The sequence below is a fragment of the Companilactobacillus jidongensis genome, assembly GCF_003946575.1.
Taxonomy (GTDB): Bacteria; Bacillota; Bacilli; order Lactobacillales; family Lactobacillaceae; genus Companilactobacillus; species Companilactobacillus jidongensis.
On sequence record NZ_RHOP01000014.1, the window covers coordinates 38536 to 62463 of the forward strand.

A 23928-nucleotide genomic window follows, 5' to 3' on the forward strand; every position below is an offset into this window, starting at 1 on the left:
GAGACTGACTTTTTTTTCTGTTCTGAAATATTTATATAATTTATGAAATCGATACCAAATATATTGACAATTGTGTAAGCAGTTGCTACTATATTGTTGTGATAACGATTTCAACAAAGGAGGCCCATACAATTGGCAACTATATCAGATGTGGCGAAGTTGGCTGGATTATCTGTATCCACTGTTTCAAGAGTAATAAATGACAGTCCCCATGTTTCCCCCAAGAAGAGAGCATTGGCGAAAGAAGCTATGGATCAACTTGGTTATGTTCCTTTACCTGCTGCTAGACAATTAAGAGGCTCAAGCTCAAAATCGCTTGCGGTAGTAGTGCCAAGGATTGTTAATCCATTTTTCTCGTACTTGATTGACTCAATAGAAAGAACACTGATCAGTGCAGATTTTAACACGATAATTGTTCAGACCTTTGGGAACAAAGATCAAGAATTGGGTGCGTTGGAACTTCTAAAAAAACAACAAGTTGATGGAGTAATTCTTTGTTCAATAGAAAATCAGTGGTCAGTGATCAAAGAATATTTGAAATATGGCAAGATTGTACTCGCCAATGAATATTTGAAGGACTTACCGATTCCGATGATATATGCTAATCAGTATGAAGGTCTAAAGTCAGGAACGGAATATTTACTAAAGCAAGGCTTTAGCAAAATTGCATACGCAACTGGTCGAAAGAAGTTATCAATTGCACCACTTGGAAGTGACTTTGATTCAGACAGATTCAATGGCTTTCAAGATGCGTTACAAGAAGCTAAGCTGAGTTTTAATTCTAATTGGTTATTCTATGACGCACATACCGAAGAAGACGGAAACAAAATTTTGATGGAAATTTTAAAGATGACTGATAAACCTGATGCAATTATTGCTGGTAGTGATGAAGTCGCAGCTGGAATAGTTGAATCTGCCAGAAACAATGGAGTTTCAGTTCCGTCGCAACTAGGTGTACTTGGAATTGATGATCAACCAATGGCTTCGAAGTTAAATATACCGTTGTCGACAATTAAACAACCGGTAAATGAAATGGGAATAAAAGCTGCACAGTTGATGATAGCTGAATTAAATGGTGAAGGTGAAAGAAATACCACACCATTAGAATTAAAAGTTATATCACGACAGTCAGCCTAAAAAATTGAATATAAATTTATATTCTTTTTTTAAAAGAATAAATGGTATCGATACCAAAAATGGAGGAATTATATTATGACAGTAGTTTTAGCAAGAGTGGATCAACGTTTGGTACATGGATTGATTGTTAACCAATGGGCACAATCATTAAAAGTAAAAAGATTTATGGTTGTTGATGATGCAATAAGTAAAAATGAGGATATCAAGGCAAGTATGAGAATGTCAAAGCCTGCTGGAACAGGGATGTCAATTATTGATGCTGAAAAAGCAATTACTAATTTTAATAGTGGTAAATATGACGCCCAAAGAGTTTTTGTTTTGGTGAAAGAACCAGAAACACTGATCAAACTAATTGAAGGTGGAGTCGATATCCCTAAAGTTGATTTAGGAATTGTGTTCAATGAAGACGGTCGTGAACCTATTACGAAGTTTGTTGCATTAAATGATGAAGAGCGTGCAGATCTAAAGACTATTCAAGATAAGAATGTACCAATTGTGATTCAATACGTACCAACTGATACGGAAGAACCATACAAAGCATAGGGGGAGTTTATCATGTCAGGTATTCAAATATTACAAGATATATTGATTATTATATTGGCTGGTTATATGACTATTGATCAAAATGGTCTTGTCATTATGTCTTGGTTCCCGGTTATCGTCGGAACTATTGCCGGAATCATCATGGGAGATTTAACAACAGCATTAACAATTGCTGGTACTTTCCAATTAATGATGCTTGGAGTGGCTGCTTTGGGTGGTGCTTCAGCTCCTAATTATGGATTAGCTACAATCATTGGTGTATTCATTGCAACACGTACAGGCACGGGTATCAAATCAGCGATTGCCGTCGGTTTACCAGTTGGTTTATTGGCCATTCAGTTGGAAGTTGTTGCTCGTATTATAGCGAACTTTTTAGCACACAAAATGCAATCTGATAATAATAAAAGTTCATGGAAAAAGATGAACCTGGAAGCATGGTTGGGACCGATTCTGTTTAGTTTACAAACAGCTTTGCCGGCTGCTTTGATCGTATTCTTTGGTCCAGAAGTTGTAACGTTTATTTTGAAAGTTGTTCCAAAATGGGTAACAGATGGCTTAACAGTTGCTGGTGGAATGTTGCCAGTTGTAGGTATCGGAATGTTATTACATTACATGCCAGTTAAGAAATTCTTACCATATATCATAGTGGGATTTGTCTTTGCAGCATATTTGAATATAGGAGTATTAGGAATTGCGTTGATCGGTTTTGCCGCAGCATATTGGTACTTTTTCAGTGAGTCTAAAAAAGCAACTGAAGTTGAAACAGCTTCAGCATCAGGTGTTCAAGATGATGACGAGGGAGACGATTATGATGAATGATACCGAAAAATATAAAGTAACAAAAAAAGATAGGCGTAAAGCAGCTATCCGTTATAACTTTATGGCTTGTAATCTATTTAATTATGAATCTCAAATGGGTCCAGCTGTAGCTTGGTCTATGGCTCCAGTACTACGCAAAATATATAAAAATGATGATGATTATAAGGCAGCTTTGAATAATCATTTTAACTATTATAATTCTACAACTGTAATGTCTTCAATGATTCTAGGTGCAACGTTGGCCATGGAAGAACGTGATGGAATTCAGGCTAAAGATGCTGTGCAATCACTAAAGACCAGTTTGATGGGTCCACTTGCCGGTGTCGGAGATACGTTAGTTTGGGTTTTATGGCCAACAATTATGGGATCGATATCAGGATATATGGCACTTCAAGGTAATCCACTTGGAGCAATAATCTGGCTTGTTGCGAATATTGTTTTTTGGTTCGTCAAATTAAAATTGTTCGATGTTGGTTATACTTCAGGGACTAAGTTAATTACTTCATTGGGAAATAAATTAACTATCTTTACCGAAGCGGCTTCAATTATGGGCTTGAGTGTCGTTGGTGGATTGATTGCAACAGTTGTTAAAATATCAGCACCTGTTAAATTTCAATTTGGTAAAGTCGCATTGAATCTTCAAACAGGTGTGTTTGACAAAATCATGCCAGCATTATTACCTGCATTATTAACATTTTTGATTTTCAAACTACTGGGAAATAAAAAGTGGACACCAACTAGAGTTATTTTGTTAGTAATCGCAATTTCACTTGTAGGAACATTTTTAGGAATTTTTAAAGCATAGGGGCAGATAAAATGAAACGTAAAATAATATTAGCGTCACATCATAAGTTGGCTGATGGTATGGCGGACACATTAAACTTTATTACTGGTGGAACGGCTGAAGTAAATGTTTTATCAGCTTACATGAACAATGACTCGATTGAAGATAAAATAAAAACCTTGATGGATGAACCTTCTGATACTGAAATAGTCGTTTTAACTGATATGACAGCGGGAAGTGTTAATCAAAAGTTCTTTAGTTATCGTACTCGCCCACATACTCAGATTATTAGTGGAATGAATTTGCCATTAGCATTGTCAATTTCAATGGAACCAGCTGATAAATATTTAACTCAAGAAAGGGTTGAATCACTTATTGCTCAGTCCAAAGATGCAATCGTATATGTAAATACTATGCAAGTTGAGGTTGATGATGACGATGAGTGATATTAAATGGTGGAAGAACAGTGTAGTCTATCAAGTTTATCCTAAGAGTTTTAATGATTCTAACAATGATGGCGTTGGAGATATTCCTGGTATCACTCAAAAGTTGGATTATTTGAAAAAGTTGGGCATTGATGTGATCTGGTTAAATCCGATTTATGTATCTCCACAAATAGATAATGGATACGATATAAGTAATTACAAAAAAATTGATTCTAGTCTGGGTACTGAAGAAGAATTTACTACGCTTTTAGACAGTGCTCATAAAAAAGGAATCAGAATTATTTTGGATCTAGTGGTTAACCATACTTCTAGTCAACATCCGTGGTTTAAAGATGCAATCAAAAGCAAAGCTAGCAAATACCATGATTATTACATTTGGAAAGATGGACAAAAAGGTGAATTACCGAATAACTGGGGATCATCTTTTGGCGGAACGACTTGGGAATATGTTGATAAACTAGGACAATACTATTTGCATTTGTTTGCTAAAGAACAACCTGATCTGAATTGGGAAAATCCCGATGTTCGAAAAGATGTTTATGATATTATGAAATTTTGGTTAGATAAGGGTATCGATGGATTTAGAATGGATGTAATTTCGTTGATTTCTAAGGATCCTAAGTATCCAGATGGACCATTAATACAAAATAGAAAACTAGGCAGTTATTATGCTGGTGCAGCCAATGGTCCCAAAGTTCATGAGTACTTGAAAGAAATGAATCGTGAAGTTTTGAGTAAATATGATGTGATGACCGTTGGAGAAACTCCACATACGTCTTCGAAAGAAGGTGTGCTATACGCTGATGCATCTAGGAATGAATTAAATATGGTATTTCAATTTGATCATATGCATTTGGACTATGGCAAGTATGGTAAATATTCAGATAAAAGATTTAAGTTAGTTGATTTAAAGCGAGTTCTTACCGAATGGCAAAATGCAATGTATGCACATGACGGCTGGAATAGTTTGTATTGGAGTAATCATGATCAGGCACGTCCTGTTACAAGGTTTGGTGATGATGATGGCAAATATCGAGTCCAATCCGCCAAAATGCTGGGAACAATTTTGCATATGCAACAAGGTACGCCCTTTGTTTTTGAAGGTGAAGAACTTGGCATGACAAATACTAAATATAAATCTATTGAAGATTATACTGACTTGGAAACATTTAATACTTATCATAGATTCATTGATCAGTATAAATTGCCCAAAGATTTTACTATGAAAAGTGTATATTTGAAATCACGTGATAACGCGCGTACGCCCATGCAATGGGATGATAGTAAGAATGCAGGATTTTCTAATGCTACACCTTGGATAAAAATGAATCCTAATTATCACGATATCAATGTAAAAAATGCATTAAATGATAAAGATTCCGTCTTCTATTTTTATCAAAAATTAATCAAGTTACGACATGATTTGCCCATTGTAACAACAGGTAAGTATGAATTGCTCGATAAGGATAACCCTGATACTTATTGTTACTTAAGAACAAGTAAAAATGAAACTTTATTTGTAGCAGGTAATTTTACTACTAATAGTAAGAACGTTCAGATACCTAAGTTGGATGGCGTGGGTAGTAAGATGATTAGTAACTATTCAGCTCCAGAAACAATTAAAAGTGGAGAATTAAATTTGCCACCTTATGGTACAGTTGTGTATTTATTTGGTACTGAAGCTGAATAACAAAAAGCCGGTAACTGTTTGAAGACAGCTACTGGCTTTTTAATTACCACTTTTTAAAATAAATCTATTGCGATATTTCAAAGGCGTCATACCGATGTTATTAACAAAGAATTTGGAAAAGTAAGAAGGAGAAGCAAAACCACATTCATAACTTATATCAGTAACTGATAAAGAGCTTTTTCTCAGTAGTAAACAAGCTTTTTGTAGTTTCAAATTCTGAATGTAATGACTAGGCGTAGTCTTCTTGTACTTTTGAAATAATTTGAATAAGTAGGATCTATCAATATTATGAATTTTAGCAACTTCATCAACTGAAATATTTTCTGAATAATGCTTTTTTATATAATTGGTTATTTGTAATAGTAGATGTTCCTTAATGCCTAATTCCTCAGGTAAATTCTCTTTAGAAGAAAGATAATCAAATAGTGAAAATGTTGCACTCAGAGAACTAAAAAGATTATTTTGTTTGAAGCTTTGGTATACATCGTCAAACATTTTATCGATATTATCATCAAATGCATCATGAATTACATAATCATTATTGGAAAGATTACATTTCTTAAGTAATGCTTCTACTTTATTTCCAGATAATCCAATCCATCTATACGTCCAAGGGTTATTTTGCTTTGGATAATATTTATTACCACAATGCGCCGGTATCATAAAAATATCACCAGCTCTGATATGTTCATTCGGCGAATTAGCCAATGAAAAGTAACCTTCACCATCTATACAATAGTGGATAACCCAATAATTGATTGGGATATATTCTACAGGTTTGGATGGACGGCATTTTTCAAATCCGGCCTCACAAATACTGAAATCATCACTTAACGGTTCATTATTAATTACTACATCCGCTTGTTCTAATTTTTTTATCATGATATTCCTCTGATCAGATTATATTGGTATAAATTGTCGATAGTCAACATAATTACAATAATATGGAATCATCTTGTATTTTTAAAATTATCAATAGCGATTATATTTAGAGTATCAAATGAATCAATACGAAAGGATGATAACCTTGGAGGAATCTAATAAGAGAGAACGTTTAGGATCGGTTGCGTTAATGCTAATGACATTCTCAGCTGTATTCGCATTTCCCAGTATTGTTAATAATAGTATTCAAATTGGTCTAGCTACAATACCAGGTTATATTTTTGGCTCAGTATTTTATTTTTTGCCATTTATTTTGATGATTGCGGAATTCGCATCAGCTAATTCGGACAAAGAGTCAGGAGTTCACAGTTGGCTTGAAAGTGTCCTCGGTCCCAAATGGGCATTTTTAGGCGCATGGTCTTATTTCTTTGTTAATCTATTTTTCTTCTGTTCATTATTACCAAACACATTGATTTATGGATCATATGCGTTCTTAGGAAAAAATGTCTTTGGTGGTAAAAACGGAACTGTAATTATTGCAATTATTTCAATAGCATTATTTTGGGTTATGACATGGGTATGTATCAAAGGAGTTTCATGGATTTCCACCGTTACAAGTCTGGCCGGAAGTGCTCGTTTATTTATGGGCATTATCTTTGTTATTCTGGCCTTCGTCGTCGTTTTCGGCTTTGGAAAAGCTCCAGCACAAGATTTTTCGATGAAAAGTGTTGCTCCGACTTTTAATTGGACGTTCTTCATGACAATGGCATGGATATTACAGGCCGTTGGCGGTGGAGAAAGTATTGGAGTTTATATTAAGGATGTTAAAGGTGGCAACAAGACTTTCGTTAAAACTATGATCAGTGCCACGATATTTGTTGGTATCATGTATATTCTTGGAGCTGTGGCCGTTGGGTTTATCGTTCCAACGTCAGTTCTTAAAGGTAATTTTTCAAATGGTATATTCGACATTTTTAAAATTTTAGGAACTCATTTCAATATTCCAGGTGGAGTAATGGTTCGTTTAGTTGGTGTGATTTTGTTCTTAGGAAGTCTAGGATCACTAGCCCTTTGGACAGCTGCACCAGTAAAAGTATTTTTCTCTGAAATACCTGAAAAAGTATTTGGTAAATGGTTAGTTCGTACAAATGATGAAGGTAATCCAACTAATGCTTTGATAGTACAAGGAATCATAGTTACAATTTTACTGATTATACCTGCACTTGGTATTGGTGATATGGATAGTTTCCTAGAAACCTTAATTAATATGACGGCTTCTACATCCTTACTGCCAGTGTTGTTTATTCTCATCGCATATATAGGATTGAGACTTAAAAAGGATGATATGCCAAGGGACTTCAAATTTGGTAATCGTACGTTTGGCTTAACAGCCGGAATATTCTTGTTAATTGTATTTATTTTTATCTTCTTTATGTCTACCGTTCCAGATCCATCACTTATAACCCAAGAATTGAATGGTGAATTACCAAAGGGTACTGCTAGTCCGATCGGAACATTAATTTATAACTTATTAGGATTAATTATCTTTATGGGATTTGCTTGGATCTTCTGGGCAAGATATGAAAAAAAGAATAAAAAAGCATTGGAAAATGACAATATTGAAGAGGTGGCTAAATAATTATGAAAATGTGGGAGAACTACCAAGTTGATGAGATAAATCGTGAGCCAGCTAGAGCACATTTTTTAACCTTTCCAACTAAGGAACGTGCCTTATTAAATGAAAATAAATATACACATGCATTCAAAAATTTGAATGGTACTTGGAAATTTATGTTTTTAGATGCTCCAGAATATAGTCCAGATGGATTTTATAAAGAAAATTTTGATACCGATTCAATGGATGATATAACTGTGCCTGGATGTTGGCAGATGCAAGGATATGGAAAGATGCATTATTCTGATTTATGGTATAACTTTCCGATTGATCCGCCGTATGTTCCAACGGAGAATCCAACAGGTATCTACAAACGTACATTTACTATCGATGATAGTTATTTAAATAAAAAGGTTATTCTCCGTTTTGGTGGAGTAGATTCTGCTTATAATGTTTGGGTAAATGGTCAGGAAGTGGGATATAGCAAAGGTGCACGTAATGAAGCTGAGTTTGATATAACTGATATTGTTAGGATAAATAAAGCAAATGACTTAACTGTTAGAGTGTATCAATGGTCAGATGGAACTTATCTTGAAGATCAGGATATGTGGTGGCTTAGCGGGATTGATCGTGACGTTGAATTATTAGGTGTTCCCAAAGATGGAGTACAAGATTTTACCGTGGTTGCCAACTTAGATGATGAATATGTTAATGGATTTTTAGATATAAAAGTCCAATTACGTGAAGATGATGGACAAAAGGTGTTCGCTAATCTGTTGGATAGTAAAGGCAAATCGATATTTGAAGATTCTGCAATAGTTAATGATGGAAAAGTTGAAATCACAGCAGAAATTAAAAATGTACAAAAATGGTCTGCAGAAATACCTGATTTGTACAAACTATTACTAACGGTTAAAAAAAATGACAATTTAGTAGAGGTCATTCCGCAAAATGTGGGATTTAGGAACATTCATGTTGAAGGAGATACGTTCCTAGTTAATGGAGTTGCAATTAAGATCAAGGGCGTTAACAGACATGATTACAATCCTCGTAATGGACGTGTTGTCGCAAAAGAAGAAATTGAATCAGATATAAAATTGATGAAACAGTATAATATCAATGCTATTCGTACAAGTCATTATCCAAATTCCTATTATCTGTATGATCTGTGTGATGAGTACGGAATGTATTTGATTGCTGAAACTGACCTTGAATGCCATGGATTTGAATTAACCAAAAAATATGATTGGATTACCAATGATCCAGACTGGGAAACAGCCTACGTTACAAGAATGACTAGAATGATTTCAAGAGAAAAAAATCATCCGTCAATTCTGTTCTGGTCATTAGGGAATGAATCTGACTTTGGATGTAATTTTAGAAAAATGGCTGAAGTCGCAAAAGAAATGGATCCAACAAGATTGATTCATTATGAAGGTGATTTCGATGCTGAAGTTGTAGATGTATATTCGACCATGTATACCTGGCTTGAACATCCAACAAAGAAATTGTTGATGAAAAATATCATTGCTGATTCAAAGAAACCGCATATTCTATGCGAGTACGGGCATGCTATGGGTAATGGCCCAGGTAATTTAAAAGAATATCAAGATTTGTTTTATGCAAATGATAAATTACAAGGTGGATTCATCTGGGAGTGGTTTGATCACGGAATTGAGTCATACACTAAAGACGGTGAAAAATATTACCGTTATGGTGGTGATTTCGGAGATGATCCAAGCAATAAAGACTTCTGTATTGATGGACTACTAATGCCAGATCGTACGCCGTCACCTGGATTATATGAATATAAAAAAGTTATTGAACCAATTGAAACCTCTGAAGTTGATATTATGCAAGGTAAGATAGAATTACTGAGTCACTATGACTTTGCTGATTTAAATAGATTTAGATTGGTTTATACAATCATGGAAGATGATGTCGTATTACAAAGTGGCTCAATGGATTTGCCATCTATTCCTGCTAGACAAAAGAAAGAGGTAACTATTCCTTATGATTCAGATATAACCCCTAAACCTGGATCAGAATATTTGTTAAATATTTCTTATCAATTAAAAAAAGATACAGCGTACGCAGCATCTGGATATGAATTAGCAACCGCTCAATTTGAACTTCCAATTCATACTGCAGGTATCAAGGTAATTCCGAATGGAAAAGTATCAGTGAGTGAAAGTGCTGCGTGCTTAACCGCCACCGGTGATAATTTTCAGATAAAATTTGATACCGTCAGAGGTATCATTACTAGTTTGATTCGTGATGGAATTGAATTGATGAACAGGGGACCCAAGTTTACTTTCTGGAGAGCACCAATAAGCAATGACATGGAAATAATTGATGAAATGAAGAAAGTTCAATTTCTTCATTTGGAACATGATGTGGTTAAGTCATTTGATTACGATATAAAAGATGATCACTTGAATGTAGTTGTCAAAACGTTACATGGGACAACCAACAGTTCATGGCACTTTGATTGTGAGTATGACTACACAATTTATGCCACCGGTGATATTTTGGTAGATGTCAAAGGTATTCCAGGTGGAAAATTGGATATGGCACCAGACATGTTGCCCAAGCTAGGTGTTACTATGAATTTAAATCAATCATTAGAAAAAGTTAGATATTTTGGCCGTGGTCCGGGTGAAAATTATGCGGATTCCAAAGAGGCAGGCATGCTAGGCGTATATGAAAATAACGTTGATGGAATGTTTACTAATTATGTGGTTCCTCAAGCCAATGGAAATCATATGGATAGTAAATGGGTGTCGTTAACTGATGATAGAGGACAGGGAATAGTGTTTACAGCTTTGAAGTCCTTTAACTTCAGTACCTCATATTATGATGAAAAAACACTGGATGAGGCTATGCATACATGTGATTTGAAGAGAGCAGATCATGTTGTTTTGAATATTGATTACAAACAAAATGCTCTTGGAACGTATTCATGTGGACAGTGGCAGTTAGAGAAGTACAGAACAAAAGTCGAACCGTTTGAAATTCAGTTTAGAATTACACCGTTTAACAATAAAGAAATAAGTGATAAGGCCATTGCACATGAAAATATAGAAAACTAATGTAGTTATTTATAAAAAGTCACTCCCCCTAGAATCGTAAGTACATTAGATTATACAAAAAAATCCAGTAGCCGTTGGAGGACAGCTACTGGATTTTTTGCGTTGAGTGGTTTTGTTAATAGGATGAGAAGGAGTTTGAGGAGAGAAGTTATGAAGTTTTAAACTAAGTCGTTTGCGTTAACCCATTCATTAGTGGCAACACGATATAGCGTTTGTCCGTTTGTAGTAAGGGCAGTGTCTGAGAACCAAGGAGTATTGGGAGCTAGAGCACGATTACCAATTAATTGACCTTTTGCTGTATAAAGGCGTTTAGGTGAGTTTCCAGATGTGGTGATTGTTTTATTAAATATGTCTACTTTTATAAGTGAATCTTTTGTGATTTCTGTAACTTCCGTACCATCTGTAACTTTAACCCATTCATTGGTAGCAACACGATAATATGTTGTGCCACTTAATACCATTTTTTTATCGACTGCCCAATCAGTATTGGCCATCAAAGCACGGTTTCTTACAGCCTTACCATTGATGTTGAATAGTTGAGTCGTCTTATTTGTTCTGAAAGTAGTTTTATGAGTCGTTACCTCTGGTTTTGCGGCTGTTGCCGTTTTTTTGACAACTTGAACATGATAGGCCTTTTGAGATTTATCTACTTTAACTTCGGAAGATTCATTTTTGACTAATGCATATCCTTCTGGGATTACTAATTTGTGCTTTGAACCATGAAGCCCAGATACTTTCATTGATCCAATTTCTTTATTTGTGGCTTGATCAATAAATTGGACTTTGTTTGTGTATGTTGTTGCATCTGTAGACGAGTGACCTGGTTTTTTGTTTGGTTTTACTGGCTTGACGGTCATTGATTGATTTGATGTAGGAATTACATGTACTTTAATTATTCCATAACTTACCGTTAAGTTTTGATCAGGAATTAATTTGTATCCATATGGAACTGGAATACGTGATTTATCAACGGAGGTTGCATTATCTTCTAAATCTTTTATAACTCCATTTGGAATTGTTTCATTTGGTTTGTCATCGTTTATATATTTAACTTTAACATCAGATTTACTCATCTCATGACCATTGTTTGAATTGATTGGTTTAATGTGTACTAAAATTTGATTATCATTGTTAATAGCAATTAATTCTCGTCCAGTAACAGAATATCCTTCAGGTGCTGTTATAGTAGAACCTTTGATTTTTTTAGTTCCATTGGGTACTTCTATTGTTGTTTGTTCAAATTTTTTAGAGTTATCTGTTGAATCTAAAAATTTGATTTTGACAGTTGTTGTTGTTTTTACAATACGCTGAACAGTTACCTTGATTTCATTATTTTCTATTTTAATGAGCTCCCGAAAAGGAATAGTGTATCCAGTGGGGGCTTCAATTGAGTCACTGTTAATTTTTTCAATGTTTTTATTGACATCAATAGTAGTGGAACTTAATTTATTATTTTTGTTTTTTGAATCAATAAAAAATACTGTTATTTTTTTAGTTTCTTTATTTTGTGAATTTGCATTATTAATTTTTGATACATGAATAGTTACTGTTCTACCAGTTTGAATACTAAAATCTTGTGTACTTGAAAGTGTGTACCCATCTGGTACAGGTATTGAATCTTTTTCGACTGTTTTTGCATTATTGGGAATATCTCGAATGGCACTTGCGGGAATAAATGTGGAATTATTTGTATCATCTATATACTTAACAATAACGGCAGATTTTGTTTTATCTAATTGAGCAGCACCATCGGCGGGGGTAGCTGCATTAACCACAACTGCATTAATCATACTTGGATTTAAAATCATAGTACTAAATAATAAACTCGTAATTACAAGGGACTTAGTTTTTTTCATAAAATCTCTCCTTAGGGTCTAATAATTTAAGAACTAGATAATAATAACTAACTGGTGTAAATATCCAGTTAAGTTAATGTAAAATTCATGTAAAGTTTCAGAAAATGATAATTGTGAGTCAAGAAAAAAATACATAAAAAAATCTCATTGGCTAAAAAGCCAATGAGATCAACGATTTATAAAAAACAAATATTATTCTGCAGTGTTTTTAGGTGTCAGACCACTAACTAAGAATGTAACTAAGTGAGATATTTCTTCTTTTTCATCCCAGTTTGGAGATTGAAATAAGAAATAATGTTGAGCGACATAGCCAAATATTGTTGAGAATATGAATCTAAAAATCTCAACATTGTTCCAATCGACCAACAAACCACGGCTCTTCAATTTGTCGAAGGAGTCGTTGATATTCTTCATATATTCATAAGGTATTTCTGCAATCATTTCGGCTCTGATATTCTCATCATAGATAAATTCATCAACGAATATTCGAATTACATCCATATTATCTTTGAAGAACTCCAGTCTGTTCCTGAGAATAATATTAATGAAATCATAGAGAGTGGGATAGTCGGATTTCAAAGTGGATTCAGAAAATTCCGTGATGATTTCCGGTAAGATCACTCTGGATAATGGTTTGAGAATCGATAACAGTAATTCTTCTTTATTATTGAATCGTTTGAACAAACTTCCCTCGGAAACTCCAGCTACTTGAGCAATTTCTTTTGTACTAGTGTCCTTATATCCTTTTTGTGCAAACAGCGTTATAGCGGCTTGAAATATTTTTAATTGTTTATCGGTAAAGCCTGATGTTTCAGGTGATTCTTTATATATATCAATTAGACTTTTCATGTTTTTTCCTCAAAATTATTATTAAGTTAATTGTAATTCAATGGCAGCGAAAAAGCTGGAACAAAATCGCTTTTGTCCCAGCTTCATCAGGGGTGAATCTTAAATATTAGAAATTAAGCGTGTTTTACGCTGTGACCATTGCGGTAACCTAAATATAGTTGTGTTGCCGCAAGGACAATGTTTACGTAGTTCAAAATATTGAACCATGTGTCAATACCAGCTACTTGACTTGCACCAAAGTAAGTCCAGAATCCGGCAATGACAGCAACAACGTTGACCCATCCAAGAGCCTTTTGAAGTTGTTGATCATCTCTCTTAACGTACATCCAAATTGCGTTGATTACGAACCAAATTGCTAAAATCCAAAACATTGTTGTAAACATAATATCAGCTCCTCTAAAAATCTTTTTTGCTTCTATCAGAAAGTGAGCACTCACTTTCTTGATTACAAGGATCATTATAGTTCCACTAAATTTAAAGTCAACAGTTTAAATACATTTTTTTGCAATAAAAAAACTTCTGAGTTAATTACTATTCAGAAGCCTTTGATATCAGTCGTTTTCGTCTTCAATAATATGATCTTTTGTTTGTCCAAAAATTGTAATTATGTGTTGATCACTTAGTCGATAGTGAATATTTCGACCGTGTCGCACGCTTGTAACTAGATTCAATTGACGTAATAAGCTCAATTGATGGGAAATTGATGATTGACTCATGTCTAAAGTATCGGCAATCTCACCAACACTCAAAGGTGTTTTTGACAATGCCAGAATAATTTTTACACGGGTCATATCGCCAAAAGCCTTAAAAATGTTGACCATTGATTCTAATTCTTCATTGGTAGGAATACTTTCCTTCAAATGATTCAGAGCAGCTTGATGTTCTTGTTCTGAAAAATCTTTTTCTACCATATTAATTCACCTTTTTCCTATAAATCATTGAATTTCCCTGTAGGATATATTATATTATAGATGAAATATGAATGAATGCTCATATATTCATGTAAACACTTACATAATTGTAGGGAGGATGTTTCTAATGAAATCGTACAATGTCCAATCCGAATATCAAGTAAAAAGCAAGCAAACGAAATCAAAACATAAATTAGATCATGAATCCACTGTCAGACTATGGAAACTAGTCATTTCAGCAGCTTTTATGATTACTGGATTCATAGGAATATTCGATGAATCAGTTAATATCATACTTTACTTCATTGGTTACTTCGTTATTGGTGGAAGTATTGTTTTAAGAGCGGTCAAAAATATTTTTCACGGTGAAATTTTTGACGAAAATTTTCTAATGACGATTGCGACTGTCGGTGCTCTGATTCTAGGAGAGTATCCAGAAGCTGTCGCTGTTATGTTCTTTTATGAAGTAGGTAACTTATTTGAAGATATTGCGACAAATAATTCCAAGAAGTCAATTTCGGCTTTATTAGAAGTTAAGCCAGTTTTTGCGACTATAAAAATGGTTTCAGGTACCAAGAAGGTAGATCCATCCAAAGTTCAAGTTGGTCAGATTATTATTGTTAGACCTGGTGAGAAGATCCCACTAGATGGAACGGTCGTATCTGGCCAATCAATGGTTGATACATCTGCTCTAACGGGTGAATCAATGCCACGTAGTATTGGTCAAAATGATACTGCTATGAGTGGTTCTATCAATCAGAATGGTACTCTAGAAATAAAGGTTACGAAGATTTATAGTGATTCTACAGTTGCTAAAATATTGGATATGGTTCAAAATGCCAGTAATAAAAAGGCTCCTGCAGAAAAATTCATTACACGATTTGCCAAAATTTATACGCCGATCGTTGTAGCTCTGGCGGTTGCTCTGGCAATAATCCCACCATTATTTACTGGTAACTGGAGTGAATGGATTTCACGTTCCTTAGTATTCTTGGTTATCTCATGTCCTTGTGCCTTAGTTATTTCAGTTCCATTGAGCTTCTTCGGTGGTATCGGGGCAGCATCTAAGCAAGGTGTATTAGTTAAAGGTAGCAGTTACTTAGAGGCCTTGAATAGTGTTGACACGGTTGCCTTCGATAAGACTGGGACTTTGACTAAGGGGCAATTTGAAGTTGTCAAAATTGAACCTGTTTCTGGAATTACTAGACAAGAATTATTAGGCATTGCGGCTGCGGCTGAACAGAATTCCACGCATCCAATTGCACAGTCGATCATCAAGGCTTATAACGGTGATATGAGTCAATTTGAAGTTACTGATGCTAATGAACATGCTGGACATGGTTTAAAGACTACTGTCAACGGTAAAAAAGTTGTAGTAGGTAATGATAAGGCAATGTCTGGTATCAATTTTATCAGGGACAATGGTATTGGAACTGTTGTTTATGTCAGTGCCGATGAAAAGTTCATGGGTAGTATCGTAATTGCCGATGAACCTAAGTCTGATGCTCAAGAGGCGATTGAATTATTACATCAACGCGGGATTAAGAGCGCTATGTTGACTGGTGATAATGCCATAGTTGGTAGATCGATTGCGGATAAACTCAAATTGGATCATGTCTATACTGACTTGTTACCAGAAGATAAAGTTAATATTGTTGAAAAATTACTTGAAACATCTAAGAAAAATAATAAAAAAGTTGCCTTCGTTGGTGATGGTATCAATGACACACCAGTGTTGACCACTGCTGATATTGGTTTCGCAATGGGTGGACTTGGCAGTGATGCAGCCGTTGAAGCTGCTGACATTGTCATTATGGGTGATGAACCTTCCAAGGTTTCTAAGACGATTAAGATTGCACAAGTTACTAGAAAAATTGTTATGGAGAACATTACTTTTGCAATTGGTATCAAAATCCTTTTCTTGATTCTGGGAGCCTTTGGTTTCGTAGGTATGTGGCAAGCGGTATTCGCAGATGTTGGTGTTACCGTTATAGCGGTGATAAATGCTGTTAGATTACAATTTTTGAAATAGTTAAGGGGGAGTAGAAAATTCTACTCCTCTTTTTTATATATTCTAATCAATGTTTATAAAAAGCTTCATTAATAACTTATACTATTATTTAGTTACATTTACATATATTATAATCTGTGAATAATATAATAATAATTTAAGTGAATTATGGAGATAATAAAATGATAGCAGGAAGTTTATATCAGAGAATTGCCAGTGATATCAAAAAAAATATTTTATCCGGTAAATACGAAGTCGGAACGCTTATTCCAACGGAGAATGAATTAGAAAAAATGTACAAGGTTAGTAAAATAACTATTCGTAAAGCTGTTGAATTGCTGGTTGCTGAAGGTTACTTGGTTAAAAAGAGTGGTATCGGAACGACTGTTATTAGTAATAATTTATTTAACAAGTTGTCAAAGGCCAGATCATTCTCGTCGATTGTTGATGAACATGGGGATCTTACTAAGAAAATCCTACAGATTAAATTGGTTTCACCGAACGGAACTCCGTTTGAAGAAATTGGTAAACAACAAGTGTTGTATATCAAGCGTCTTTACTCATTAGACACTAAGCCATTTATAATTTTTGAACACTATTTGCCAAATGTTTCTATTCAAAATGAATTGAAGGATTTACGTCATAAGTCGCTCTATAAAATACTACAGGAAAGTGGTCAAGAGATTGCCAGCTTTAAAGATCAATTCAAAGCGGTGAATCTAAAAAGTATTGATAAGGAGTTGTTAAACAAGTCTGATACATTGGCCTTGAATCGTATCAGAAGAGGCTATGACCGATTTGATAATTTAATAGAATACTCTGTAGCAATGTATGATACTAATAAATTCCCTTATGAAATCGAATACGAAGTTTAGACTTTGTATAAGCGTTTACATCATAATATTATAATGTTATAATCTTTTTGAATTTTGAGGAGGCCTTTAATGAGAATGTTGTGCAGAAAGTTAAATGCTGGATATTAACAAAATCACTCTTGATTTTGTTTGGTATTACAGTGATTTGTTTCTTGTTAAAAATACCACAGTTGATAATATTAGTTACGATTTAGCTATTAATTATTACTTTAAATAAATATAAGTGTTCACAGACTTGGAAGGCGGTAAGCAGATATGACAAAACGAGTTTTAGGTGTTTCGGTGTATCCTGACCACAGCGAGATCGAAGTGGATAAGGAGTATTTAGCAAAAGCGGCGTTACAAGGATTCAGTCGAGTTTTTATGAGCATGTTAGAGGTTGGTGAAGGTCAAGAAAGAGTGATGAAGAAGTATCATGATTTGATATCATATGCCAAGATACTCGGGTACACCGTTACATTAGACGTGGCACCTGATATTTTTGATCAGCTGGGTATTTCTTATTATGATTTAAGCTTTTTTTCACGGTTAGGCGCTGATACGATTCGCTTAGATACTGGATTTGATGGCAAAACTGAGGCAATGATCTCTTATAATCCTGAACAACTTAATATAGAGCTTAACATGAGTAACGACGTGGATTATCTAAATAATATTTTGTCATTCGCTGCGAATCGACCATTTATCTGGGGATGTCATAATTTTTACCCTCAACGTGGTACGGGATTGCCACTGGATTTCTTCAATTCTTGTTCCGAACGTTTTAGGGAACAAAATATCGAAACGGCTGCTTTTGTAACATCACAGTCTGGGAATATTGGCCCTTGGGATATTAATGATGGTTTGCCAACTCTAGAAATGCACCGTGACTTGCCAATATTGACCCAGGCAAAACATTTATTCGCGACTGGTTTAATTGACTGTGTCATCGTTGGAAATGCTTATGCTTCAGATGAAGAATTGGAAGAATTGGGAAAAATGGATCGATATCAATTGTCGTTTGACATCAAACTAGTATCCGATATCAATCAAATTGAACGTGAGATATTATTCGACAATCAACATGTTCGACGTGGTGATATTACAGATCTAGTGATACGTTCGACAGAAGTTCGTTTGAAATATGGTCCTGCTGATAATCCTAAGAGCAGTGGACCCCATGAATTTCGACGTGGTGATGTAGTTATTGGTAATGATGAGTTCGGTAAGTATAAGAACGAATTGCAAATTGTACTAGAAGCACACAGTGATCCGCGGAAAAATCTAGTTGCACAAATACCAGAAAACGAATTGTTCTTATTGGACTATGCAACACCGTGGGCCAAATTTAAATTGGAGGCGATTTGAATGGCTAATCTATATATTAAAAATGGTTTAAATGAACATTCTGAACCAATTGAGATATTAATTAAAAATGGGAAAATAGAGCGTGTTGGGGAACGGTTGGTAGATGTGGTTGCCGATAAAACGATTGATTTGGAGAAAAAATCATTTGTAACTGCTGGTTGGATCGATGATCACACTCATTGTTATGAAAAACTAGACATGTATTACGATGATCCGGATGAAGATGGTTACAAGACAGGCGTTACAACTGTGATTGATGCTGGATCCACTGGTGCCAACAGTATTGGTGATTTTTATGATATAACCCGCAATAAAAAAACTAATGTTTACGCAATGATCAACGTTTCTAAGAATGGGCTATTATCTCAAAATGAATTAGAAGATATGAGTGAAATAAGTCTACCTGAAGTACAAGACGCAATTGACAGATATCCTGATTTCATCGTTGGAATCAAAGCTAGAATGAGTCATTCAGTTGTCGCTGATAATGGAATCAATCCTTTGGTCGAGGCTAAATACATTCAAATGAAGCTAAGAAAACAATTGCCATTGATGGTTCACGTTGGCTCCAATCCGCCCGAACTATCTGAAGTAATGACGGTAATGGATCGAGGAGATATTTTGACCCATTGTTTCAACGGTAAGCAAAATGGAATTTTGGATGAAAACAATGAAATTAAGAATTTTGTCCAAGATGGATATGAACACGGAATTGTTTTTGATATTGGTCACGGAACTAACAGCTTTACGTTTCACACTGCAGAAGTAGCCAAGAAATATAAACTTTCTCCGGAAACGCTTAGTACTGACATTTCTCATTCCAGTCGTGAAAATGGACCAGTTTATGACATGTCGACATGTATTGAGAAATTGTTAGTCATTGGTTATAAGTTATCAGAAGTTATTCCTATGATTACTACTCGTCCTGCCAAAAATTTCCACCTCGATCTTAAGGGAAAATTAGAGGAGGATTATGATGCCGATATTACTATTTTTGATATCAAAAAAGGTCGAAAAGAATTGACTGATTCTAATGATGAAGTTAGGATCACTGATACACTAGTGTTACCAAGGTACAGTATTATCAATGGTCATGTGTATACAATTGGTGGTATTTAAAAAAATAGATAACAAAAATCCGCCTCCAAATTAGAGACGGATTTTTTTATACACCTAGTGTCATTCGAGCTAGTTTTGACATACGTTCTTTTGTCCAGACCGGCATTACATTTAGTGACAAAACCAATATCCTCAACTATTTTGATAACATTTTGTGTCATTGATTCACCGAATTGACAACTACGAGTTGGCATCGTCATTTCGATATTACAGATCTTATTTGTTAATTCGATGCTGTATATCAAACCAAGATTAATAATGTCGATTTCCATATCAGGATCAATGACTGCGGATAATTGTTTTCTGATAATCAAAATTTTGTCATCCATGTTAACCTCTTTCTAACCGAATTGGTCAGCTAGGTCGTGAACAGGAACACTAATGGTTAAATCACTCAACGGATAGGCAGCACAAGTGTGGACATAACCAAATTTTTTATCGGCGATTCTGCGTCCGTCAATTGAATCAGGAGTAAAGGCGTTGCCGGTAATTAACTGAACTCGACAAACACCACATTCTCCACTACGACACATTGATGGAGCTTCTATTCCTGCATGTTCCATAGCGACTAATAACGATTCGTTGCTTTTGGCTTTAATTATACGCTCGGTATCGCGCACTTGGACAGTGAGATTAAAGGTTTTGTCTTTGGCATATTCAGGATAATCCAATTCGTTATACGGTGTACCAAAATTGCCACTTAGTTCGTGACGAACTTTGCCTGCGGGAAGATTCAATGTTGAGATTTCTTTATTAGCAAATCTATACATCACGTCTGGCCCACAAATAAAGATTGAATAATCATTCGTTGGTTGATATTTTTTGATTATTTCAGCACTGATAAAACCATGTTCATAGCCAGCAATATCCTCGTCACTCAAAACATTTACAAGTTTTACTTTGTCTGTTTGTTTAGTGATGTCTTCGAGCTTGTCGCCCAAAAGAATATTGTCGTGAGTTCTACTTCCATAGAGAATAGTTAAATTGGTATTTTCTGTGCCCTCTAGAATCGATTTTGCCATGGAGTAAAACGGCGTTATGCCGCTACCACCAGCAATGGCAACGATATGCTTGCTGTCACGTAAAGGCTGATAATATAAGTTTCCTGCTGGAGCAGAGGCCTCAACGGCGGTACCAACGGACCAATTCTTCCAAATATAAGGCGTGACAAATCCATTTTTGACAAGTTTGATTGTTAATACATAAGTGTCATTCATTGCATCTGAAGGCGAAGAACAGATTGCGTATGGACGAGTCACGTAACTATTGCCGATGTTCATACGTAATGAGATATATTGTCCGGCACGGAAATAAGCTAGGTGTTCAGTACCAAGCTCAGCATTTGGTTTGAAATAAAAGCTTTTGGCATCGTCCCCATGTTCAACTATTTTGTAAATTTGTAAAAACTGTTTTTCGGGATGAAGTCTTGATGCTAATTGATTGATGGGAAATGTTTTAACAAGTGGTTTGGTAGATCCTGAATTGATTTTTTCTGTGCGCTCATCTAGTAATTTATTAAACGGGGCAATTTGTTTTTCAAAAGTATCCATTAGACTGTCTCCTTTGATAGTTTTTTATCAGCTAACTTGGCTGCGGCAAGGCCAGATTGATATGCTGAACTATATCCATCAAGTAAATATCCATGTCCACCACAGAAGTGTAGATTCTTGAGCGGTTCGTCCTCTTTGACCAAGCTCATTGTACGTGCAATCATCTGGTCCCAAGGTTGACCAAAGTAGCCATATATTTCACCTTCAGGTCCGCGTAGATAACGAGCAAATGTTTCAGGAGTCGTAATTTCAATTTCTTCAATGTAGTCACGAATATTTATATTAGTTGCTTTTTCATAACGTGTGATCAATTCTTCAGCAATTTTATCTTTGAGTTTTGCGTATTCAGTTGGGGAAACATTATCCCATGAATCACCAAAGAATAATTGTGTGGCATAGAGAATCGATGTTCCGGCGGGTGAACATCCAGGATTAGCGATGTTCAAACAGTTCATAATGAAGAACCCATTGTCATCGAGATTTTTCATGTGGTCAAATTGATAATGTGAATTCCAATTGTCATCAATAAATGTACTGTAATCTTTGATACCAAGTTCTTCAGCAGATTTATTCAATCCTAGATAGACTAATAGCCCACTAGTACCGATTTTTCTGGCATTAGATTTTTTGATTTCTTGTACTGGGACATCTTTAGGATCAAGCATCTTGCTGTAAACAACATCGGGAATAACATTCATAATGACTTGTTTAGCATAGATGTCTTTATCGGCAGTGCGAACGCCAACCACTGCACCATCTTCAACAATAAGCTTGGTTATTTCAGTATTGAACCAAGCTTTACCACCGTTCTTTTGAAGTGAATCAACTAGAGCGGTTGAAATCTCATGTGAACGATTAACGGGAATATAAGCAGATAGGGCGACGTAAGAAACCACCATTGCTGCCATATAACCGAATTCGAATTCATCGCCAGGAATACCGATGTAGCACCAGTATGCCATGAGAATTTTTTGTGCTTTCTTTGGCATCTGCAATTCATCGAGAACCTTTTGATATGGTACGGTTCCGTATTTCATAAAGGCCGGATATTTTTGAGCGATTTCTTTCATATCGATTTGTTCAGGGTTAGTTGTCATTTCAGAAAAAGCTTGAGCAGTTTCAACGGCTATTTTGAAGAATTTACCAACGCTTTCTGCACTTCCTGGCACTGCTTGAGCCATAGTTTTGATGAATTCTGGAACGCCAATTGGCATTGAAACGTCAAAGCCGTCTTTACCAGTATTGATAACCCGATAAGCGTCAGGCACTTCTTTGAAATCAATATTGACGTCTAACCAATCAAAAATCTTTCGAATGTTGCCAGGATTATCTGCGGAACCATATTTTGCTAACTCATGCAGCGAAGGTTCGAATTCAAATCTACCTCTTGTGAAGCTGGTAGCAGCGCCACCAGGTAAATTGTGTCTTTCTATCAGCAAGGTAGAGTTGCCCAACTTGGCTGAACTAGCAGCAGCAATTAAGCCACCATTTCCTGCCCCGACGACGATAACATCATAATCAGTTTTCACGATGAAGCCTCCTTATTAATTAAGTTTCCATTGATCAATGAAATTCTTATCTGTAGTATCGAATATTAATATTATTTTGTAAACGAATTCACAAACGATATAATTGATTTAAGCAAGTATCTTATTGGTGGTGTCTGGTTGTACCAGATTCAAGAGGAGGCCAATCGTGAAATTTGAAACTATCCAATCAAAGTCAGAAGTAGATCAGTTAGTTGATTTTTTTGAAAAGAAAATCTTAACTGGTGAATTAAAAATTGGCGACAAATTACCAAGTGAACGTGTCATGGCACAGAACTTTGGAGTCAGTCGCTCGGTTATGAATAACGGTCTCAAAGAATTAGCTCGTTTAGGATTCATTCGTGTTGTTCCTAGGCAGGGCAATTACATCGCTAAGTTTAATGAAAATGGTAATTTAGAGACGTTTAATATCATTATCAATTTTAACGGTGGAAACTATCGCCCATCATTGCTGAGGTCAATTTTTCATACTCGTAAACTATTCGAGGATGACATGATCATGGAATGCGATACTGATACGTCGTTTGTTAAATTGAATTTGTTATATGATAAATTCAAAAAGGAAATTAATCCAAATAAAAAACCAGAATTGAGCTTTGATTTTTATCATGAATTGGCTGTTTCTTCAGGCAACTTGGTTTATCCATTATTAATTTTGAATTTCAAATCGATTTATTTAACTTTAGGAAAGTGGATCGTACAAGCACATGATTTGAAAAAAATCGAAATGCTTCGAGATGACGTTGTGTATTATTTGAATGAGCGTGAATTTGAAAAAGCTAAAGATTGTAACGATAAATTGATTGATTTTTGTTTGTCAAAATTATTGTCAGATTATTAATAATCGATTTTAAT

General features: G+C 35.1%; 21 protein-coding genes. 13 read left to right on the plus strand and 8 right to left on the minus strand.

The window, feature by feature from the left end; all coding sequences use genetic code 11:
• Positions 1-132: 132 nt before the first annotated feature.
• From EKM68_RS09415 to EKM68_RS09440, 6 genes are all read left to right on the plus strand, one after another.
• Entirely contained in the window at positions 133-1137 is a 1005-nt protein-coding gene (locus EKM68_RS09415) for a LacI family DNA-binding transcriptional regulator (RefSeq protein WP_125590096.1), read from the plus strand.
• Positions 1138-1212: 75 nt separating this feature from the next.
• Positions 1213-1680: a PTS sugar transporter subunit IIB gene (locus EKM68_RS09420; protein ID WP_125590098.1), complete on the plus strand. Its 468-nt coding sequence runs from the start codon at positions 1213-1215 to the stop codon at positions 1678-1680.
• Positions 1681-1692: 12 nt separating this feature from the next.
• Complete coding sequence (locus tag EKM68_RS09425) at positions 1693-2499, plus strand: PTS mannose/fructose/sorbose/N-acetylgalactosamine transporter subunit IIC (RefSeq protein ID WP_125590100.1); 807 nt, start codon at positions 1693-1695, stop codon at positions 2497-2499.
• Positions 2492-3304, plus strand: coding sequence for a PTS system mannose/fructose/sorbose family transporter subunit IID (locus EKM68_RS09430; protein ID WP_125590156.1), 813 nt, complete (start codon positions 2492-2494; stop codon positions 3302-3304). The genes EKM68_RS09425 and EKM68_RS09430 overlap by 8 nt, the downstream gene beginning before the upstream one ends.
• Positions 3305-3315: 11 nt before the next feature.
• Positions 3316-3729 carry a PTS sugar transporter subunit IIA gene (locus EKM68_RS09435; RefSeq protein ID WP_125590102.1) on the plus strand — a complete coding sequence of 138 codons (414 nt, stop codon included), beginning with the start codon at positions 3316-3318 and terminating at the stop codon, positions 3727-3729.
• On the plus strand, positions 3722-5419 hold the full coding sequence (locus EKM68_RS09440; protein WP_164509412.1) for a glycoside hydrolase family 13 protein: 1698 nt from the start codon (positions 3722-3724) through the stop codon (positions 5417-5419). Before EKM68_RS09435 ends, EKM68_RS09440 begins: the two co-directional genes overlap by 8 nt.
• Before the next feature lie 39 nt (positions 5420-5458).
• Here EKM68_RS09440 and EKM68_RS09445 read toward each other — a convergent pair whose 3' ends face one another.
• Positions 5459-6301: an AraC family transcriptional regulator gene (locus tag EKM68_RS09445; protein WP_191987381.1), complete on the minus strand. Its 843-nt coding sequence runs from the start codon at positions 6299-6301 to the stop codon at positions 5459-5461.
• Between the two features lie 136 nt (positions 6302-6437).
• Here EKM68_RS09445 and EKM68_RS09450 point away from each other — a divergent pair, with 136 nt between their 5' ends.
• Positions 6438-7940 (plus strand): amino acid permease, encoded by a 1503-nt coding sequence (locus EKM68_RS09450; RefSeq protein WP_125590160.1) that lies wholly within the window; start codon positions 6438-6440, stop codon positions 7938-7940.
• Between the two features lie 2 nt (positions 7941-7942).
• Entirely contained in the window at positions 7943-11008 is a 3066-nt protein-coding gene (gene ebgA, locus EKM68_RS09455) for a beta-galactosidase subunit alpha (protein WP_125590106.1), read from the plus strand.
• 158 nt (positions 11009-11166) lie between these two features.
• On the opposite strand, the gene EKM68_RS09460 is transcribed toward ebgA, so the two are convergent.
• The 4 genes from EKM68_RS09460 to EKM68_RS09475 form a co-directional block, all read right to left on the minus strand.
• A complete protein-coding gene (locus tag EKM68_RS09460; RefSeq protein WP_125590108.1) occupies positions 11167-12864 on the minus strand; it encodes an SLAP domain-containing protein in 1698 nt (565 codons plus the stop codon).
• Positions 12865-13056: 192 nt separating this feature from the next.
• Positions 13057-13713: a TetR/AcrR family transcriptional regulator gene (locus tag EKM68_RS09465; RefSeq protein WP_125590110.1), complete on the minus strand. Its 657-nt coding sequence runs from the start codon at positions 13711-13713 to the stop codon at positions 13057-13059.
• Positions 13714-13826: 113 nt separating this feature from the next.
• A complete protein-coding gene (locus EKM68_RS09470) occupies positions 13827-14096 on the minus strand; it encodes a hypothetical protein (protein WP_125590112.1) in 270 nt (89 codons plus the stop codon).
• A gap of 168 nt (positions 14097-14264) precedes the next feature.
• A complete protein-coding gene (locus EKM68_RS09475) occupies positions 14265-14624 on the minus strand; it encodes an ArsR/SmtB family transcription factor (protein ID WP_125590114.1) in 360 nt (119 codons plus the stop codon).
• A gap of 247 nt (positions 14625-14871) precedes the next feature.
• Between EKM68_RS09475 and EKM68_RS09480 the strand changes: the two genes are divergently transcribed.
• The 4 genes from EKM68_RS09480 to EKM68_RS09495 all read left to right on the plus strand — a co-directional run bounded on the left by EKM68_RS09480 (position 14872) and on the right by EKM68_RS09495 (position 19976).
• Positions 14872-16656 (plus strand): heavy metal translocating P-type ATPase, encoded by a 1785-nt coding sequence (locus EKM68_RS09480; RefSeq protein WP_404810802.1) that lies wholly within the window; start codon positions 14872-14874, stop codon positions 16654-16656.
• Positions 16657-16817: 161 nt separating this feature from the next.
• Positions 16818-17510, plus strand: a complete 693-nt coding sequence (locus EKM68_RS09485; RefSeq protein WP_125590118.1) for a GntR family transcriptional regulator — start codon at positions 16818-16820, stop codon at positions 17508-17510.
• Positions 17511-17765: 255 nt separating this feature from the next.
• Positions 17766-18857, plus strand: coding sequence for a DUF871 domain-containing protein (locus tag EKM68_RS09490; protein WP_125590120.1), 1092 nt, complete (start codon positions 17766-17768; stop codon positions 18855-18857).
• The gene (locus EKM68_RS09495; protein ID WP_125590122.1) at positions 18858-19976 is read left to right on the plus strand and encodes an amidohydrolase/deacetylase family metallohydrolase; all 1119 of its coding nucleotides are present in this window, start codon (positions 18858-18860) and stop codon (positions 19974-19976) included. It abuts the gene before it with no gap.
• Here EKM68_RS09495 and EKM68_RS09500 read toward each other — a convergent pair.
• Genes EKM68_RS09500 through EKM68_RS09510 form a run of 3 tightly spaced genes read right to left on the minus strand, consistent with a single transcriptional unit; the run spans position 19973 to position 23055 of the window.
• A complete protein-coding gene (locus tag EKM68_RS09500; RefSeq protein WP_125590124.1) occupies positions 19973-20305 on the minus strand; it encodes a metal-sulfur cluster assembly factor in 333 nt (110 codons plus the stop codon). The genes EKM68_RS09495 and EKM68_RS09500 overlap by 4 nt on opposite strands.
• A 12-nt stretch (positions 20306-20317) precedes the next feature.
• The gene (locus EKM68_RS09505; protein ID WP_125590126.1) at positions 20318-21526 is read right to left on the minus strand and encodes an iron-sulfur cluster-binding domain-containing protein; all 1209 of its coding nucleotides are present in this window, start codon (positions 21524-21526) and stop codon (positions 20318-20320) included.
• Positions 21526-23055, minus strand: a complete 1530-nt coding sequence (locus EKM68_RS09510) for a phytoene desaturase family protein (protein ID WP_125590128.1) — start codon at positions 23053-23055, stop codon at positions 21526-21528. The genes EKM68_RS09505 and EKM68_RS09510 overlap by 1 nt, the downstream gene beginning before the upstream one ends.
• A 166-nt stretch (positions 23056-23221) precedes the next feature.
• Here EKM68_RS09510 and EKM68_RS09515 point away from each other — a divergent pair, with 166 nt between their 5' ends.
• Positions 23222-23914 (plus strand): FadR/GntR family transcriptional regulator, encoded by a 693-nt coding sequence (locus EKM68_RS09515; protein WP_164509413.1) that lies wholly within the window; start codon positions 23222-23224, stop codon positions 23912-23914.
• The last annotated feature ends 14 nt before the right edge of the window (positions 23915-23928 follow it).